General features: G+C 45.4%; 12 protein-coding genes. 5 read left to right on the top strand and 7 right to left on the bottom strand.

All coding sequences use genetic code 11. The features are described 5' to 3' along the window. Positions 1 to 196 precede the first annotated feature (196 nt). A complete protein-coding gene (gene ypeB / locus EIH25_RS00970; RefSeq protein WP_124098067.1) occupies positions 197 to 1,546 on the top strand; it encodes a germination protein YpeB in 1,350 nt (449 codons plus the stop codon). 84 nt (positions 1,547 to 1,630) lie between these two features. Continuing rightward, positions 1,631 to 2,236: a rubrerythrin gene (gene rbr, locus EIH25_RS00965; protein WP_124098066.1), complete on the top strand. Its 606-nt coding sequence runs from the start codon at positions 1,631 to 1,633 to the stop codon at positions 2,234 to 2,236. Positions 2,237 to 2,364: 128 nt separating this feature from the next. Here the strand turns inward: rbr and EIH25_RS00960 are convergent, their stop codons facing one another. The 7 genes from EIH25_RS00960 to EIH25_RS00930 all read right to left on the bottom strand — a co-directional run bounded on the left by EIH25_RS00960 (position 2,365) and on the right by EIH25_RS00930 (position 9,434). Next, entirely contained in the window at positions 2,365 to 3,300 is a 936-nt protein-coding gene (locus EIH25_RS00960) for a nucleoside kinase (protein WP_124098065.1), read from the bottom strand. A gap of 135 nt (positions 3,301 to 3,435) precedes the next feature. Then, complete coding sequence (locus EIH25_RS00955) at positions 3,436 to 5,019, bottom strand: MBL fold metallo-hydrolase (RefSeq protein ID WP_124098064.1); 1,584 nt, start codon at positions 5,017 to 5,019, stop codon at positions 3,436 to 3,438. Between the two features lie 385 nt (positions 5,020 to 5,404). Further along, positions 5,405 to 7,216, bottom strand: a complete 1,812-nt coding sequence (locus EIH25_RS00950) for a zinc ribbon domain-containing protein (RefSeq protein ID WP_124098063.1) — start codon at positions 7,214 to 7,216, stop codon at positions 5,405 to 5,407. Positions 7,217 to 7,355: 139 nt separating this feature from the next. Further along, entirely contained in the window at positions 7,356 to 7,892 is a 537-nt protein-coding gene (locus tag EIH25_RS00945) for an IS1 family transposase (RefSeq protein ID WP_124098062.1), read from the bottom strand. After that, the gene (locus EIH25_RS00940) at positions 7,849 to 8,139 is read right to left on the bottom strand and encodes a helix-turn-helix domain-containing protein (protein WP_124098061.1); all 291 of its coding nucleotides are present in this window, start codon (positions 8,137 to 8,139) and stop codon (positions 7,849 to 7,851) included. Before EIH25_RS00940 ends, EIH25_RS00945 begins: the two co-directional genes overlap by 44 nt. A 163-nt stretch (positions 8,140 to 8,302) precedes the next feature. Next, positions 8,303 to 8,680, bottom strand: coding sequence for a DUF4363 family protein (locus tag EIH25_RS00935; protein WP_124098060.1), 378 nt, complete (start codon positions 8,678 to 8,680; stop codon positions 8,303 to 8,305). Between the two features lie 82 nt (positions 8,681 to 8,762). After that, positions 8,763 to 9,434: a DUF421 domain-containing protein gene (locus EIH25_RS00930; RefSeq protein ID WP_124098059.1), complete on the bottom strand. Its 672-nt coding sequence runs from the start codon at positions 9,432 to 9,434 to the stop codon at positions 8,763 to 8,765. 189 nt (positions 9,435 to 9,623) lie between these two features. Here EIH25_RS00930 and EIH25_RS00925 point away from each other — a divergent pair, with 189 nt between their 5' ends. The 3 genes from EIH25_RS00925 (at position 9,624) to EIH25_RS00915 (ending at position 13,577) form a co-directional block, all read left to right on the top strand. Then, positions 9,624 to 11,105 (top strand): spore germination protein, encoded by a 1,482-nt coding sequence (locus EIH25_RS00925; protein ID WP_164489116.1) that lies wholly within the window; start codon positions 9,624 to 9,626, stop codon positions 11,103 to 11,105. A 106-nt stretch (positions 11,106 to 11,211) separates the two neighbouring features. After that, a complete protein-coding gene (locus EIH25_RS00920) occupies positions 11,212 to 12,285 on the top strand; it encodes a GerAB/ArcD/ProY family transporter (RefSeq protein WP_124098057.1) in 1,074 nt (357 codons plus the stop codon). Next, complete coding sequence (locus EIH25_RS00915; RefSeq protein ID WP_124098056.1) at positions 12,282 to 13,577, top strand: Ger(x)C family spore germination C-terminal domain-containing protein; 1,296 nt, start codon at positions 12,282 to 12,284, stop codon at positions 13,575 to 13,577. Before EIH25_RS00920 ends, EIH25_RS00915 begins: the two co-directional genes overlap by 4 nt. Positions 13,578 to 13,636: the final 59 nt, after the last annotated feature.

The raw sequence follows: 13,636 nt of genomic DNA, 5'->3' as shown, positions 1-13,636 counted from the left end.
ATGCAAATAAATAAGTATATTATTGAAATTTTCCGGCATAATAATTCTGACAAGGATAATATATGTACGTTTTATTGTACTAATTTTATATAAGTACAATTATATGTACAGAAAATTTTCTTTTTAAAAGTACAATAAAAAGTACAAAATATAAAATAAGTACGTTTTTATGTACACAAAATTCAAGGAGGCAGTTATGTCAGTAACAAGAAGAGGTTTAATAAGGATCTGCTCGTTTGCCGCCGCCGCGGTAACCGCTTTGGCAGTACGCAACGTTCAGCTTATGAATCAGCATAATACCAGCGCCAGAGCCCTTGAGTATTCGTATTTACGAGCCGTAGAGGATCTTTCGACTGCCGCTGACAATATCAGCAATACTTTGCAGAAGGAGCTTTACGCGGGAACCGCGGATATGCACGAAACTCTTGCCGCGAAGCTCTGGAGAGAATCCTCAGCCGCCAAAGCCGCATTATCTCAGCTTCCGGTCGAGGAGCTTCAGCTTGAAAACACCTATAAATTCCTTTCTCAGGTCGGAAACTACGCTTTGTCTATTGCGGAAAAAGCAAGCGAAGGCGAGGAAATTTCACTGGATGAATATGAAAAGCTCCGCACGCTTTACGATTTCTCAAAGCGTCTGAACGACGATATGTGGGAGCTTGAAAACAGCATTTCAAGCGGCGAGATTTCTCTTTCAAACGTAGCAAGCAAAACCGTGTCAGCCGGAACGGACGCCGAAACGCCGTCTGTCACCGAAGGCTTTGAGGACTTTGAGGAAGGCTTCGACTCCTATCCTACGCTTATATATGACGGACCCTTTTCGGATCATATTCTTGAAAAGACGCCTAAAATGACAGCCGAAGCGGAAGAAGTGACCCAGCAGAAGGCTCTGGAACGGTGCACCCTTGCACTCAACATCAATTCAACGGATTTTACACAGATCAGCGAAGAAGCCGGAAAAATGCCGTCATGGGTATTTTCAGACGATAACGGCAGCGTGACCTGCGCGGTTACAAAGAACGGCGGATATATCTCCTACTTCCTCAAAAGCCGTCAGGTTACGGACAGCTCTCTTTCTCAGGAGGAGGGTCTTGAAGCAGCCGGCAAATTTCTTGAGGAGCTAGGCGTCAACTCGATGACTAAGACCTATTACGAGGATTATAACGGGATACTCACTGTAAATTACGCCTATGACGATAACGGTATATGCTGCTATACCGATCTTATAAAGGTATCGGTGGCAATGGACAACGGAGAGATACTGGGCTACGACGCGAGAGGCTTCCTGGTCAATCATGAAAAGCGCGGCTATAACGACAACAGAATTTCCGTTCTTGACGCTCAGGAAAAGGTTTCCCCCATGCTTGAGGTTCTTTCGCGTCAGCTTGCGGTAATTCCGTCCGATTCAACCGAAGAGCTTCTTTGCTACGAATTCAAATGTCAGTCTGAGGACGGCTCTCACGTTCTGGTATATGTAAACGCATATACCGGCAAGGAAGAGCAGATACTGATGCTCTTTGAAAGTGAAAGCGGAACTCTTACAATGTAATCAAAACCAAGCGCCTGTCTTTTTCAGTACCGCGCCTTGCGGTACGCTTAAAGCACAGACTCTGAAACAGAAAGGATGTTTTTTATGCCGGTCGAATTTAAATCAAGCAAAACAAAGGAAAATCTTATGAGGGCGTTTGCCGGTGAAAGCCAGGCAAGAAACCGCTACACCTTCGCGGCTGGACAGTGCCGCCAGCAGCAGCTTTATGTTGTAGCAGACCTGTTTAAATTTACTGCAAATCAGGAAAAGGAACACGCCGAGGTTTTCTATAATCATCTTGCCGAATGTTCAGGAGAAACGATTCATATCGACGGAGGCTATCCCGTAGATATTTCCAAGAAATGCGAAGATCTGCTGAAAATGGCGCATCATAACGAATACGAGGAATATGAGGACGTATATCCTTCCTTTGCCGCGGTAGCAAGAGAGGAAGGCTTCTCAAAGATAGCTCAGGACTTTGAAAACATCTCGAAGGTTGAAAAATGCCACGGCGACCGTTTCAATACCTTCAAAAGCCTGATGGAATCGGGCAGGCTTTTTGAATCCGAGGAAAAGACCACATGGGTCTGCCTTAACTGCGGATATATTCTTGAAAGCACTCAGGCTCCGAAAAACTGCCCCGTATGTTTACACCCTCAGGGCTATTTCCTGAGAATGAATATGGCTCCTTGGGGCTGCCAGCAAAACTGACGCGACAAAAGCCGGGATCAAAAAGTCCGGCGGCATAAGCAAAACGGGCGAACACAATCCGCCCGTTTTATTTTTTACATATAACCTCTGAAAAGCCTGATGCCTTTAAATTACGCCGCCGAAAGGAATCAATAATTAAGCCTGCTTCCTCCTATAAACTCCCTTACAAGCGAGTCATCAGGAACGCTGTCAATATCAATTTCGTCCAGTTCGTCAAGCACCTCAAGCATAAGCTGATAGTTGTCGAAATCCCTGAATTTATCCTGTTCAGCCTTCAGATCGCCGTACAGAAATTTCTTGTATACCGATAATTCATAAGGATGGAACGTGTCTACAGAATATTCCGCGCGGTTTTTAAACGGCATAATAAATCTGTTTTCGCCGCGTTCGACGTTTTTATACATTTCAATAGTGCTTTCAACCGCTCTGCCGCGGAAAAACTTATCCCTGATTATCCTTCTCATAAGCCTTATATGGGACGGGTGAAGCAGCGCTCCCGTTTTAGTTTCTATCCTTGTTCTTACGCTCACATATATGCAGCTGGCAAAGCTGTCCGTCATGCCGGTAACCTGAGGATTAAGAGCGTGAATACCCTCAAACACCACAAGCTCGCCGGGTCTGCGTTTAAGCGGCTTTCCTTTTTTTCTCGCCTGATTGGAAAAATCGAAAGCGGGTATCTCGATCTCCTCACAGTTTGATATCTTCAGCATATGCTCGTTGAGCAGCGGTATATCAAGCCTCATCGGCGATTCATAATCTATCTCTCCGTTTTCATCTCTGACCGCCGTATCGTGATCGATAGGAAGAAAATAATCGTCCATTGATACAGTATGCGTTTCGATCCCCCGATTATCAAGATATTCTTCCAGCCGGAGAGCGGTAGTGGTTTTCCCCGCGCCCGACGGACCTGAAAGCAGAATAATAGGCTTTTCCTTTCTGCTGTCCGCTATCGAATCGGCAGCCGCTTTTATCTGCTCGCAGTAGTTATGCTCGCTTCTTTTTATAAAATCAGCGCTGTTTTCCTCAAGCTTTCGGTTTATTGATGTGCAATGCAGCTTTCTCATACTGTTTTCTCCTGTATATCCAGATTAAATTGTACATTACTCCGGCAGCCGAAACCAGCCGCAGGACTGCGCGTGCGTCAGTTCATACAAACAGGTATTCCTATTATACTATGCCGCCCAGGGCTTCAATGTCATTTACTGTTCCCACTTTGAGCAGAGATTATTGATAGTATCGGTCATTTTTCCAAGCTCCTTATTAGTAAGACCCTTGCTGGACTGAACAACAGCCGAAAGCCTTTCAAGGGCGGCGGAAAGCCGCTGATAGGCTGTGGACGGCTTAGGCTTCTTAACTATAAGCTTTGGCTCGGCGTTTACAAACTCTCCCGTAACCATATCAAGCTCCGCCCCGCTGTAAGGACAGTAGGCGTCAAGTCCGAAATCCTCTCTCAGATGTCTGGTAAAGGCTTCTGAAACCGCGTCCTCTCCGTGAACGACAAAAACCTTATCCGGCTCCTTTATATGGCTTATCCACCTGTCCAGACCGCCAAGGTCCGCATGACCGCTTATTCCGGGAAGTATCTTTATTTCAGCCTTAACGGTGATCTCCTCCCCGAAAAGCCTGACCTTTGACGCTCCCTCGCAAAGGCTTCTTCCCAGCGTGTTGGCAGCCTGATAACCTACAAAAAGAACCGTACATTCCTTCCGCCAAAGATTGTGCTTCAAATGGTGCTTTATTCTTCCCGCCTCGCACATTCCGCTTGCTGAAATTATAACCTTAGGAGCAGAATCAAAGTTTATCGCTCTTGATTCGTCGCTGGTAGTAGTAAGATGAAGTCCGCTGAAGGTTATAGGATTTTTGCCCTGTGAAACAAACTTCATAGCCTCCTCGTCAAAGCATGAATCCTTGTTCTTATTGAATATGCCGGTAGCCTCTATAGCCAGCGGAGAATCCACATACACAGGAAAATCCCCGTGCCCCTTTACAAGCCCCTCGTCCTTTATGTGCCTTATGAAATACAGCAGCTCCTGAGTTCGTCCAACCGCGAAGGCGGGAATAACCACATTTCCTCCACGGTCAAAGGCAGTCTGGATAATCTCCGCGAGAGCCGCCGCGTAATCCGTCGGTCTGTCGTGATATCTGGTACCGTAGGTGGATTCCATAACCACATAATCGGCGCTGTCAAGATACTGAGGATCCCTGATAAGCGGCTGATCGGTATTTCCGATATCGCCTGAAAAAACGATCTTTCTTGAAACTCCGTTCTCCTCAAGCCATATCTCAATGCTTGCGGAACCAAGCAGGTGACCCGCGTCAGAAAATCTTACCTTTATTCCCTCTGATATTTCGCATATCTCTCCGTATTTATGAGGAACAAAGCGCTTAGCTGCCCCCTCGGCGTCCTCCATCGTATAAAGCGGCTCTATCTCCTCCTGCCCCTTTCTTCTTCCCTTACGATTGCGCCATTCCGCTTCAAATTCCTGAATATGCGCCGAATCCCTCAGCATTATGCCGCACAGATTGCAGCTTGCCTCGGTACAGTGTATACCTCCGCTAAAGCCTCCGGCATACAGCAGCGGAAGCAGCCCCGAATGGTCGATATGAGCATGAGTCAGCAGTACAAAATCTATTTTCCCGGGCGAGGTAGGTATCTGTTCGTTTTCAAAGGAATCAAAGCCCTGCTCCATTCCGAAATCAACAAGAAACCTCTTGCCGCAGGCCTCTATATAAGTACAGCTTCCCGTAACCTCATGAGCAGCTCCTATAAAAGTCGTTTTCATAAATTTCCGTCTCCTTTCAGGCTTTGGCAAAAACACAGCTGATAATTTTCCAAGCCGCATATCTTCTAGGATTTATTATAACATATACCCAATATATTTTCAATAAATTTCTGAAATTTTATCTGATTTTCACAAAACTGTTTCCAAAATAAATTACAGTCAGTAACCGCTGTTCCCAAACGTGTTCCTGAAAAAATTCTCCTGATCTTTTGCTGCCACAGTTAAACTATTGACCCTTTGCCGCGGGATATTCAGCACAGAATAAAACAGGCGGTTCCGGACGCCTCTGCAAAGCTGTAAAAGCCCTGCCGCAGAGGCAAACCGAATCCGCCTGTTATTTTATACGAAAATATTAAATTTCAGCGAGCCATAACAAGCTCTATTCTTACGGAACCATTTCACTTGAATCGCTGTCCGCCTTGCTTGAGGTCTCAGCCTGCGACGACGAATCGTCCTTGCTGTCAGCCGCGCTGGACGAATCCTTCTTTATTTCCGTAACCTCGGCTCCTTCGGTTCTGATCCTTTCCTTTACAAGGTCGGATTTCTTGGCGTTTGCATAAACCGAAATATAGCTGCTTGAAACCTCCGCCTTTCCGTCGGGAGTAACGTAAGGAGCATTTGCCGCAAACGCGACATAGAAAGTTTCAGTAGACTTATCATCGTCGTCAAGCTTTACCTTTACCTTGTATACCCTGTAAACATAGCTGGTATCTCCGCTCGAGAAAAGGGAATCGCTCTCTGCGATATAAGAATAATAAACGCTGTCCGCGTCAAAGCTTTCAAAGCTTTTGATCTTGCCGTCAAAGCTGCTCAGACCCGATATATACGATTTTCCGCTGTAATCGCTCTTGAACTCGTTTACCTGCTCGTTAAAGAGGTCGTCAAGCTTCATGAAATCTTCATAGGAGGATTCGTCTGTCAGATATTTATTGAAAGAAGCCTCGTCAACCGTAAACTCCTTCGTGTAATATCCGTCCGCGTTCTTAGTACCTGCAGCCTTGTAGCCCTCGTCCTCAAGATATGAAGAAACATACGCCTTGATAACAAACTTATCGCCCGCGTCGTATTCCTTGCTGTAATCCTCAACCGAGAAGCTTACGTTTTCCTTTACGATTTCAGCGCAGTTATCCGTTTTTACTCCGGTGATTCTAATTTTCGGGATCGCGCCGCTGGTTTCAAATTCAATACCCTCGAAAACGTCTATTTCTTCAGGCTCGGTAAGTCCCTCGACTACAAAGTCCTTTGAAACCGACGTGTCGTCAATAACATATGTTACGTCCTCGTATGTAAAATACATTCCCGATTCGCTGTCTTCAGGATCGACATATTCAATATCTCCGACGCTGCCGCTTATGTAAGCCTCAACGGTAAAGGTATCGCCGTTGGTAAGATCATAGCTTCCTGTAACATTATAATAGCTTATAAACGGATATTTTTCAGACTGGCTCGGATATTCAGCCTCGCCGTTTCCGTCGGTTCCGCTGAACTTTACGTTAAAGTCCTCGAACATATCCAGCTTGGTGCCTTCCTTAAGCCCCTTGACCTCTACCTCAAACTCTGTGTTGACAAGCTTGATTTTCTCTTCCTTCAGCTCGTCCTCGTCATACTCTACCGTACAGGTTATCTTATCGCCGTTTGTAAGGTTTTCGTCGTCGGACAGATCCAGCTGAAGCTCGTACTCTCCGGTCTTTTTATTGACCTTCATAAGAGCGTCGCGCATATCCTCCGCCTCGCCCTTGTCCTTCGCCTTGGTATAGACGTCAAGCAGAGTTTTCTTATCGTCTGAAAAATAATCGCTGTAATCCTCGCCGCTCTCTTCGTCAACATAAAGCTCGTCAAGCATATCCGACAAATAATCGTCCTCGGTCGGACAGTTAAGCGCCGCCGTGCATTTTCCGGAGCCGTTGATTCCCCTGAACTCGATTCTGAAAAGATCCTTGGCGTCGATCTTCTGATACTTGGTAACGTTGACGATTATAATGATTACTACTATAAGCGCCACTACTGCCGCCGCGGCAATAAGAGCAAGCATAACCTTTTTCTTATCCTTTACCGCTGGAATCGCCGCCGCGGAGGAAGGCTGCTCAGACTGAACCGCCGCCTTGCTTTCTTCCGCGGACGCTCCGCACTTTCCGCAGAATTTTTCATTTTCGTCCAGCTTATTTCCGCATTTGGCACAAAATTTTGGCTGACTCATAACTTACCTCCGTATGTATACTGTATTTACTCCCCGGGCAAAAATAAATATTTTTTGTCCAATTGATATTTTTATTATATTATAAACAAGCAATTTTGTCAATATATAAAAATACACAGGTGTGGACACAAAGAGCAGATTATAAAAAATCAAGAACAGAAAAGGGTAATTCACGAGAATTTGAGGTACGGCTTTTGCGATAATTCATTTTAGCGATGCCAAATTCATTATACGCTTGGACAAATAGCTCTAAAACAGCTTTTAGCGTATCAAGCTTTCGTGGAAAACATCGGCTGCGTCGCCTCAAAAGAGGTATATAATGCCTCAAATCAGCATTTATTCCCTCAACGGTAAAGGTGTTGCTTTTGTCGTAAATATTACGAATATGCTTACCTGGATATACAATATCAACATAACCCCAATAGCCGTCTGTACAGTAACATTCGGCTTCAGGACCGCTGTCAACCACCCTTTGTATACGCTCCGGTGATTTATCAAAAGCAACATCAAATCCAACGATTTGTCTTGGCAATCTGCTTACCATTGTCATTACATAAGTGTTTTCACGTGTTTCTGTTTTGGGCTTTTGTCCAATAAACCAATACAACTCATCTAATTCTAAAAAATGGAAGTTACTGTGAGCTTGAACTGTTTTTTTTAATCCAATTGTAGACATTCGCCTTGCTGAAACCAAACACCTTGCCGACTCCTCGTCCGCTGGCTCCTGCGTAGAATGTTTTGATTGCCTGTTGGCGAATTTCTTCGGGATATTCTCGTGTTTTCGGGTTGAGAGTGTAGTATTTTTTGCAATCATTGCAAAAGCACTTCTGTGTTCCCGAACGATTTTTCCCTGCGTTCACCTGATTTTTTGATTTACCGCAGATAGGACATTTTCTACCTGCTACTTCTTTTGCTTTTCTCATTCCTTCATTATATCATATTCTGCTCTATTTGTCCACACCCAAATACACAGCTCAGCGTTTTCGTCCTCCTGAACTGATATATATCTGCTGTAAAGCGAAACAAAAGCGTATAAGCTCCCCTGCCTGCGGCGTGGAAACGTATACGCATAACGCTTATCCGGCGTCATAAAACCGAATAAAGGCGCGGAAGCTGGTTGCTGTACACCAGATATGCCCAGTATCTGACGCTTTTACATTCCGAAACAAACTCGTCCGAATCCTCTTTAAGCAGCGGCGCGAGCTTAGCGACTGAATAGGAAATGTCGTCAAGGGTAGACGACCTTGCTATAAAGGATATCCTTACATAGTACCCTTTCCAGAACTGCTCAAGCTGAGCTACCTTTTCCGCTGTTTTATCCGTATCGCCGCCTTCGTGCAATTCAATTATTTCATCAATTCTTGAATACAGCTCCTCGTTGCTTTTTTTCAAAATGCACAGTGAATATACCGATATGCCGATGATCAAAGCAAATATCCCCATGCATATATAAACTCTTTTCATAAAGAATATTCCTCCGCCCGGCCCTCCTCAATTTCGGCAGACCCTTATACTGCCTGCTTATAAACGAGGGTACGCGTCTGATTTATTTTTCTTTTCTTATAAGCTTATATTTTCTGTCGCTGTCGCAGGTCATCAGAAAAACTTTCTCGAGAGGGCATTTTTCCCTTTCAAGCGCTTTCATAAGCCATTCTCTGTCCGCGCCTATAAAATCCAGAGCTCTGTCCGCGATCTCTCCGTCGGTCACTATAAGCTGAGGCGGATTTTTGCATTTAGCTTCTATTCCCATATCCTTTCTTGTGCAGGGCTGACTTGACTGCTTCTGATAAACCGAAATCTTTCCTGTAGTTTCAACTATAGCAAGCTGAACGTCCTCAAGATCGAATACCTCCACGCTTCTCAGCGACTCCATAAGATCGTCTATGGTAAATCTCAGCTTTTTCATTACCTCCTGATCCACAGCTCCGTCGGAAATAATGATTTTGGGCGTACCTGAAAAAAACTTTCTCACCTTTCTGGAGTAAAGGGAAAGCTGCGACATAAAAACGTCCAGGCAAACCAGCGTAAAAATAGGTACGACGCCCATTATCATAGGAATATTGATATCCTCGATAGGAAGCGTAGCTATGTTGGACATAAGAATAGTTATCACCAGCTCGGACGGCTGAAGCTCTCCTATCTGCCGCTTGCCCATCAGTCTTATTGAAATGACAATAATAAAATAAAGTATGATCGCCCGAAAGAAAACAATAAGCATAAGCTAATGCCTCCTTAGCTTTTCATTTCAGTTATCCGCGTCATGACTGTCATATTTTCGTCAGGACAGGATTTCACTGACGCAATATCCTCTATGATTTATTTTAGCTCAAAGCAGACTGAATATTCAGAAACGTTATGCAGATAATATATTCAGCGCTGATATTACCGAAAGGAGATGTATAAAAGAATGGGCGGCACCATAGATTATTCAAATTATAAAGACGCCGTTATCTCAGAGGATATAACCAGAAACCTTATAGATTTAAGAACAGTAACAGGCAATACGATGGATCTTAATATCATGGAGATCAATATAGGAGGAGTGGACTGCGCTGTCGTTACAATAGAAGCAATGGTATCCACAACCTCAATGGCGGAGCTTATTTTCAGACCGCTGATGGAATTAAAAACTCCGCGGCAGCAGCCCGCGCAGGGAATTTTTGATTTCTGCACCAAGCAGAGCCTGCTTGCCAACGAAAGAAAAATAATCCGTTCCTACGGAGATATCATTCAGCTGCTGTTTTCCGGCTTTGCAGTGATACTTATAAACGGTATACCCAGAGCGGTAGCCTACGGAATACAGGGCTACGATAAGAAATCCATATCCGAGCCGACCAGCGAACGCAATGTAATGGGTTCGCAGGAAGCGTTTGCCGAGGTAATAAGAACAAACATATCGCTTATAAGAAGACGAATGAAAGATCCGGCTTTAAGGTTTGAAATGATGCAGATAGGCGAAAAGACCTCAACCGACGTGTGCATTGTCCATATGGCAGGAAAAGCTCCGCCGAAGATCGTTGACAGAGTGCGGAAAAAGCTCAAAGGCATAAAAATGGACACCGTTATCGCCAGCGGCTATATCAAACCGTTCCTTGAGGAAAAAAACAGCCAGAACCTGTTCTCCGGTATAGGAACGACTGAAAGACCGGATATTTTATGCTCAAAGCTGAACGAAGGAAAGGTCGGCGTGCTTATAGACGGAACTCCCTTTGCGCTTATCTGCCCTTCGCTTTTTGCCGAAAACTTCAAAACCATCGACGATTACTGCTCAAAAACCTACTATGCAACATTCCTGCGCTGGATAAGATATATAGCCTTTTTCTTTGCGGTCGCCTTTCCCGGGATCTACGTTTCCGTAACAAACTATCACCCTGAAATGCTTACGCTGCGTATGCTGCTCAATCTTTACGCTTCGGAGCAGACAACTCCCTATCCTCTCTATTTTGAGGTGATAATCATAATGGTTCTGCTGGAGCTGATGAGAGAGGCGAGCGTCCGGCTTCCAAGCGCCGTAGGCAGCGCGATCTCTATAGTAGGCGGACTTGTTATAGGCGACGCCGCGGTAAAAAGCGGACTTATCTCATCTCCGCTGCTTATAATAGTAGGTCTTACGGCAACGGCTTCCTTTGTTCTGCCAAGCTTCAGTCAGCAGACCTCTGTCCTGCGTATCCTGTATATAATTGCCGGAGGAGCGGCAGGCTTCCTCGGAATAGCGGTATGCACGATACTGATAATATCCAACATCTGCGCTATGGACGAATTCTATATTCCGTATACCGCTCCGGTATCGCCGTTTTCACGGAAAGAAATAATGGACGTTATCTCGCGGAAAAGCTACCGTCAGATGCAGAAGGATCATCCGACTATTGAAAAATATGTGGGAAAATAAAGCTTTTACGATAAACCGCGCATTCATTTCTCCGTAAAGCTTTTTGTTCTGAATTTACAGCTGCAAAGCGGAGCCGATGATAATCTAAACAGCCTTAGGAGTTCTTATGAAAAAAATAACACCGGTTCAGATGGTATCTATATTGATCTGCTGTCTGTTCTACACCCTTATGACCTATATACCGCCGCAGAATGACAACGCGGTACTTCTGCTGTGTTCAAAGCTTCTGACGCTCGGTATTCAGTGCGTCCTTCTGATTCCTCTGATCAAATTATATGCCAAAACAAACGGCAAAGGAATTATTGAAACCGCTTTTGCAAAAAGCCGTACCGCAGGCTGCGCCGCGGCGGTTATCTATTTATTGTTCAGTATTTTCATACTGTTTATTACGATAGGCGATTTTGCATTCTTTCTGCGATACAGCTTTGCTTCAACCTATTCGGAATGGAGCGTGGTGCTTGTATTTTCACTGGCCTCGGTTTATGTAGCGTCTATGGGTGTGTCGTCCGGAGCCAGGACAGCGGTGGTAACCGCTTTTATAACCGTTGCGGGAACGCTGCTGGTAATTACGGGCTTTAAGGGAGTGATTGATTTCCGAGCCCTGAACCTTGCGGCTGAAAACAGAGGAGAAATGCTTGCGGACGGAATACTCAGCAGCTTTTCCCGCTCCGACGAGCTTGTTCTGCTTGCACTGCTTCTGCCGTATCTTAAATCAAAGCCGGGAAAAACCGTATACTCATATATCGCGGCAAAAGCGGTTCTCTCAACTGTGATTATTATTGCTATTGCCGTGATTCTCGGAGACTTCGCAATTGATACCAAGCTTCCGTTCTTCGCTCTGTCGGCATATTCAAAAAACAGGATATTTGAACGCTTCGACGCCTTTTTTCTTATGTTCTGGGTAATGTGCGCCCTGATAAAAGCGTCCGTCGCTCTGATCTGCATTTCCGACTGCTTCAGATTTCTGTTTCCTAAGACGGACAAAAAGCTCTGGCTGTTCCTTCCTGCGTTTTTTTGCGGCTCAGCCGACATAATACTGATAATGCTTGACAAATGGGAAGTCATAAGCTATAAAGCCTTCAGCAATATTCTTATTGTTATCCTTGTTGCAGCGCTCCCCTTGGCGGTCATGCTGTTCAGGACGCGCTATACCCGTTCAAAAACAGGAGGTACAAAATGAAAAGAGCGTTTTTATGGCTGATAATGCTTACTCTTGTATTTGTATCCTTTAATAACAAGGAAGCCGTTGAGATCTCCGAGCGCGCGCTTGTGCACGCCGTAGGAATAGATGAGTCGGAGGAGGGAATCACCGTTACGCTCCAGGTATTCAAAGCCAGCGGAGCAGGCTCGGATACGCAGATCGACCCCAGCAAGCCCAATATTTTTGTGATCTCCAATACTGCCGCCAGCTTCGACGAGGCTATGGAAAAATGCGAAAGCCAAATGGGAAAATATCTTTTCATCGGACACAACCAGATAATCGTTCTGGGCTCTCAGGTATCCCTTGACGATCCCGATAAGCTTTTGGGCTACTTTATAAAAAACAAGGACAACTACCTCGGCGTTTCCGTCGTCATGGCTGAAAATACGGCAAAGGAGATCATGGAAGTACAGCTTTCCACAGGAGCGGTAGCGTCGGAAAACTTTACCGAGATCATAGATATGTATTACAGCAACGGCGAAACAGTATTCTCCGATATGCTCCACTTTATGAATTCAATGAAATCTCCGGGCAGCTCGGCAGTTCTGCCTGTAGTTTCAGTAAAACAGCTTTCAACTCAGGACCAGAGCAGCCAACCGCTCTCCGGCGAATCGGAGCAGTCCGGCGATTCCTCCGGTCAGCAGGAGGAAAGCAGTCAAAACAACCCTGATTCCTCGCAAAACGAAAGCTCCTCCGAAGCGGAAGGCGCTGAAAACAGCTCTCAGCAGGAAGGCTCGCAGTCCTCAGGAGGCGGAGGTTCGGAGGAAGGCTCTCAAATCGCCGAGCAGCTGGTTACAATCGAAGAGTCCGCGGTGATAGGCGGAGGACAATTAAAAGGATATATAAACGCCGATGAAACAAAGGGCTTGAACTGGCTCACCGACCATATGAAGGAAACGGTAGTCAACACTCAGACGGACGGAAAACAAATAGGCGTTACGGTCAAAAAGCGCAGCGTAAAAAACAAGCTTGTTGAAAAGGACGGCAGACTTGTTTATAAAACCGACATCGACGTCATCATTCTGACCGATACAAATATTCTCACCAGCTTTAACGAAGACAGGCTCAAGGAAAGCGTAAGCCGGAAAATCAAGCAGGACTGCGAAGCGGCGGCGGACAAGGCCTTTTACCAATACGGAGCCGACTGCTTCAACTGCTCGCGGCTCATAAAATTCTATTATCCTCAGCTGTATCTTGACTATTCGGACAACTTTGACCTGCTGAGGCAGATCATTGATTTTGAGACCAGCGTAAGCTGCTATATCAAATAAAGGCTCAGCCTGAAAACGGGCGGACACGGAATAAACCGTGTCCGCCCGTTCAGGCTGCA

Origin of the sequence: Ruminococcus sp. Marseille-P6503, assembly GCF_900604945.1 — a bacterium.
Classification (GTDB): Bacteria; Bacillota; Clostridia; order Oscillospirales; family Ruminococcaceae; genus FB2012.
Note: the sequence above shows the minus strand (reverse complement) of the source record. Positions and strands in the feature narration are given on the sequence as shown.

Excerpts from the sequence above, each read along its gene's own strand:
- EIH25_RS00950 (WP_124098063.1), bottom strand. The coding sequence starts at position 7,216 with ATGAGTCAGCCAAAATTTTGTGCCAAATGCGGAAATAAGCTGGACGAA.
- EIH25_RS00935 (WP_124098060.1), bottom strand. The coding sequence starts at position 8,680 with ATGAAAAGAGTTTATATATGCATGGGGATATTTGCTTTGATCATCGGC.
- EIH25_RS00920 (WP_124098057.1), top strand. The coding sequence starts at position 11,212 with ATGAAAAAAATAACACCGGTTCAGATGGTATCTATATTGATCTGCTGT.
- EIH25_RS00955 (WP_124098064.1), bottom strand. The coding sequence starts at position 5,019 with ATGAAAACGACTTTTATAGGAGCTGCTCATGAGGTTACGGGAAGCTGT.
- ypeB (WP_124098067.1), top strand. The coding sequence starts at position 197 with ATGTCAGTAACAAGAAGAGGTTTAATAAGGATCTGCTCGTTTGCCGCC.
- rbr (WP_124098066.1), top strand. The coding sequence starts at position 1,631 with ATGCCGGTCGAATTTAAATCAAGCAAAACAAAGGAAAATCTTATGAGG.
- EIH25_RS00960 (WP_124098065.1), bottom strand. The coding sequence starts at position 3,300 with ATGAGAAAGCTGCATTGCACATCAATAAACCGAAAGCTTGAGGAAAAC.
- EIH25_RS00945 (WP_124098062.1), bottom strand. The coding sequence starts at position 7,892 with ATGTCTACAATTGGATTAAAAAAAACAGTTCAAGCTCACAGTAACTTC.
- EIH25_RS00915 (WP_124098056.1), top strand. The coding sequence starts at position 12,282 with ATGAAAAGAGCGTTTTTATGGCTGATAATGCTTACTCTTGTATTTGTA.
- EIH25_RS00930 (WP_124098059.1), bottom strand. The coding sequence starts at position 9,434 with ATGCTTATTGTTTTCTTTCGGGCGATCATACTTTATTTTATTATTGTC.
- EIH25_RS00925 (WP_164489116.1), top strand. The coding sequence starts at position 9,624 with ATGGGCGGCACCATAGATTATTCAAATTATAAAGACGCCGTTATCTCA.
- EIH25_RS00940 (WP_124098061.1), bottom strand. The coding sequence starts at position 8,139 with ATGAGAAAAGCAAAAGAAGTAGCAGGTAGAAAATGTCCTATCTGCGGT.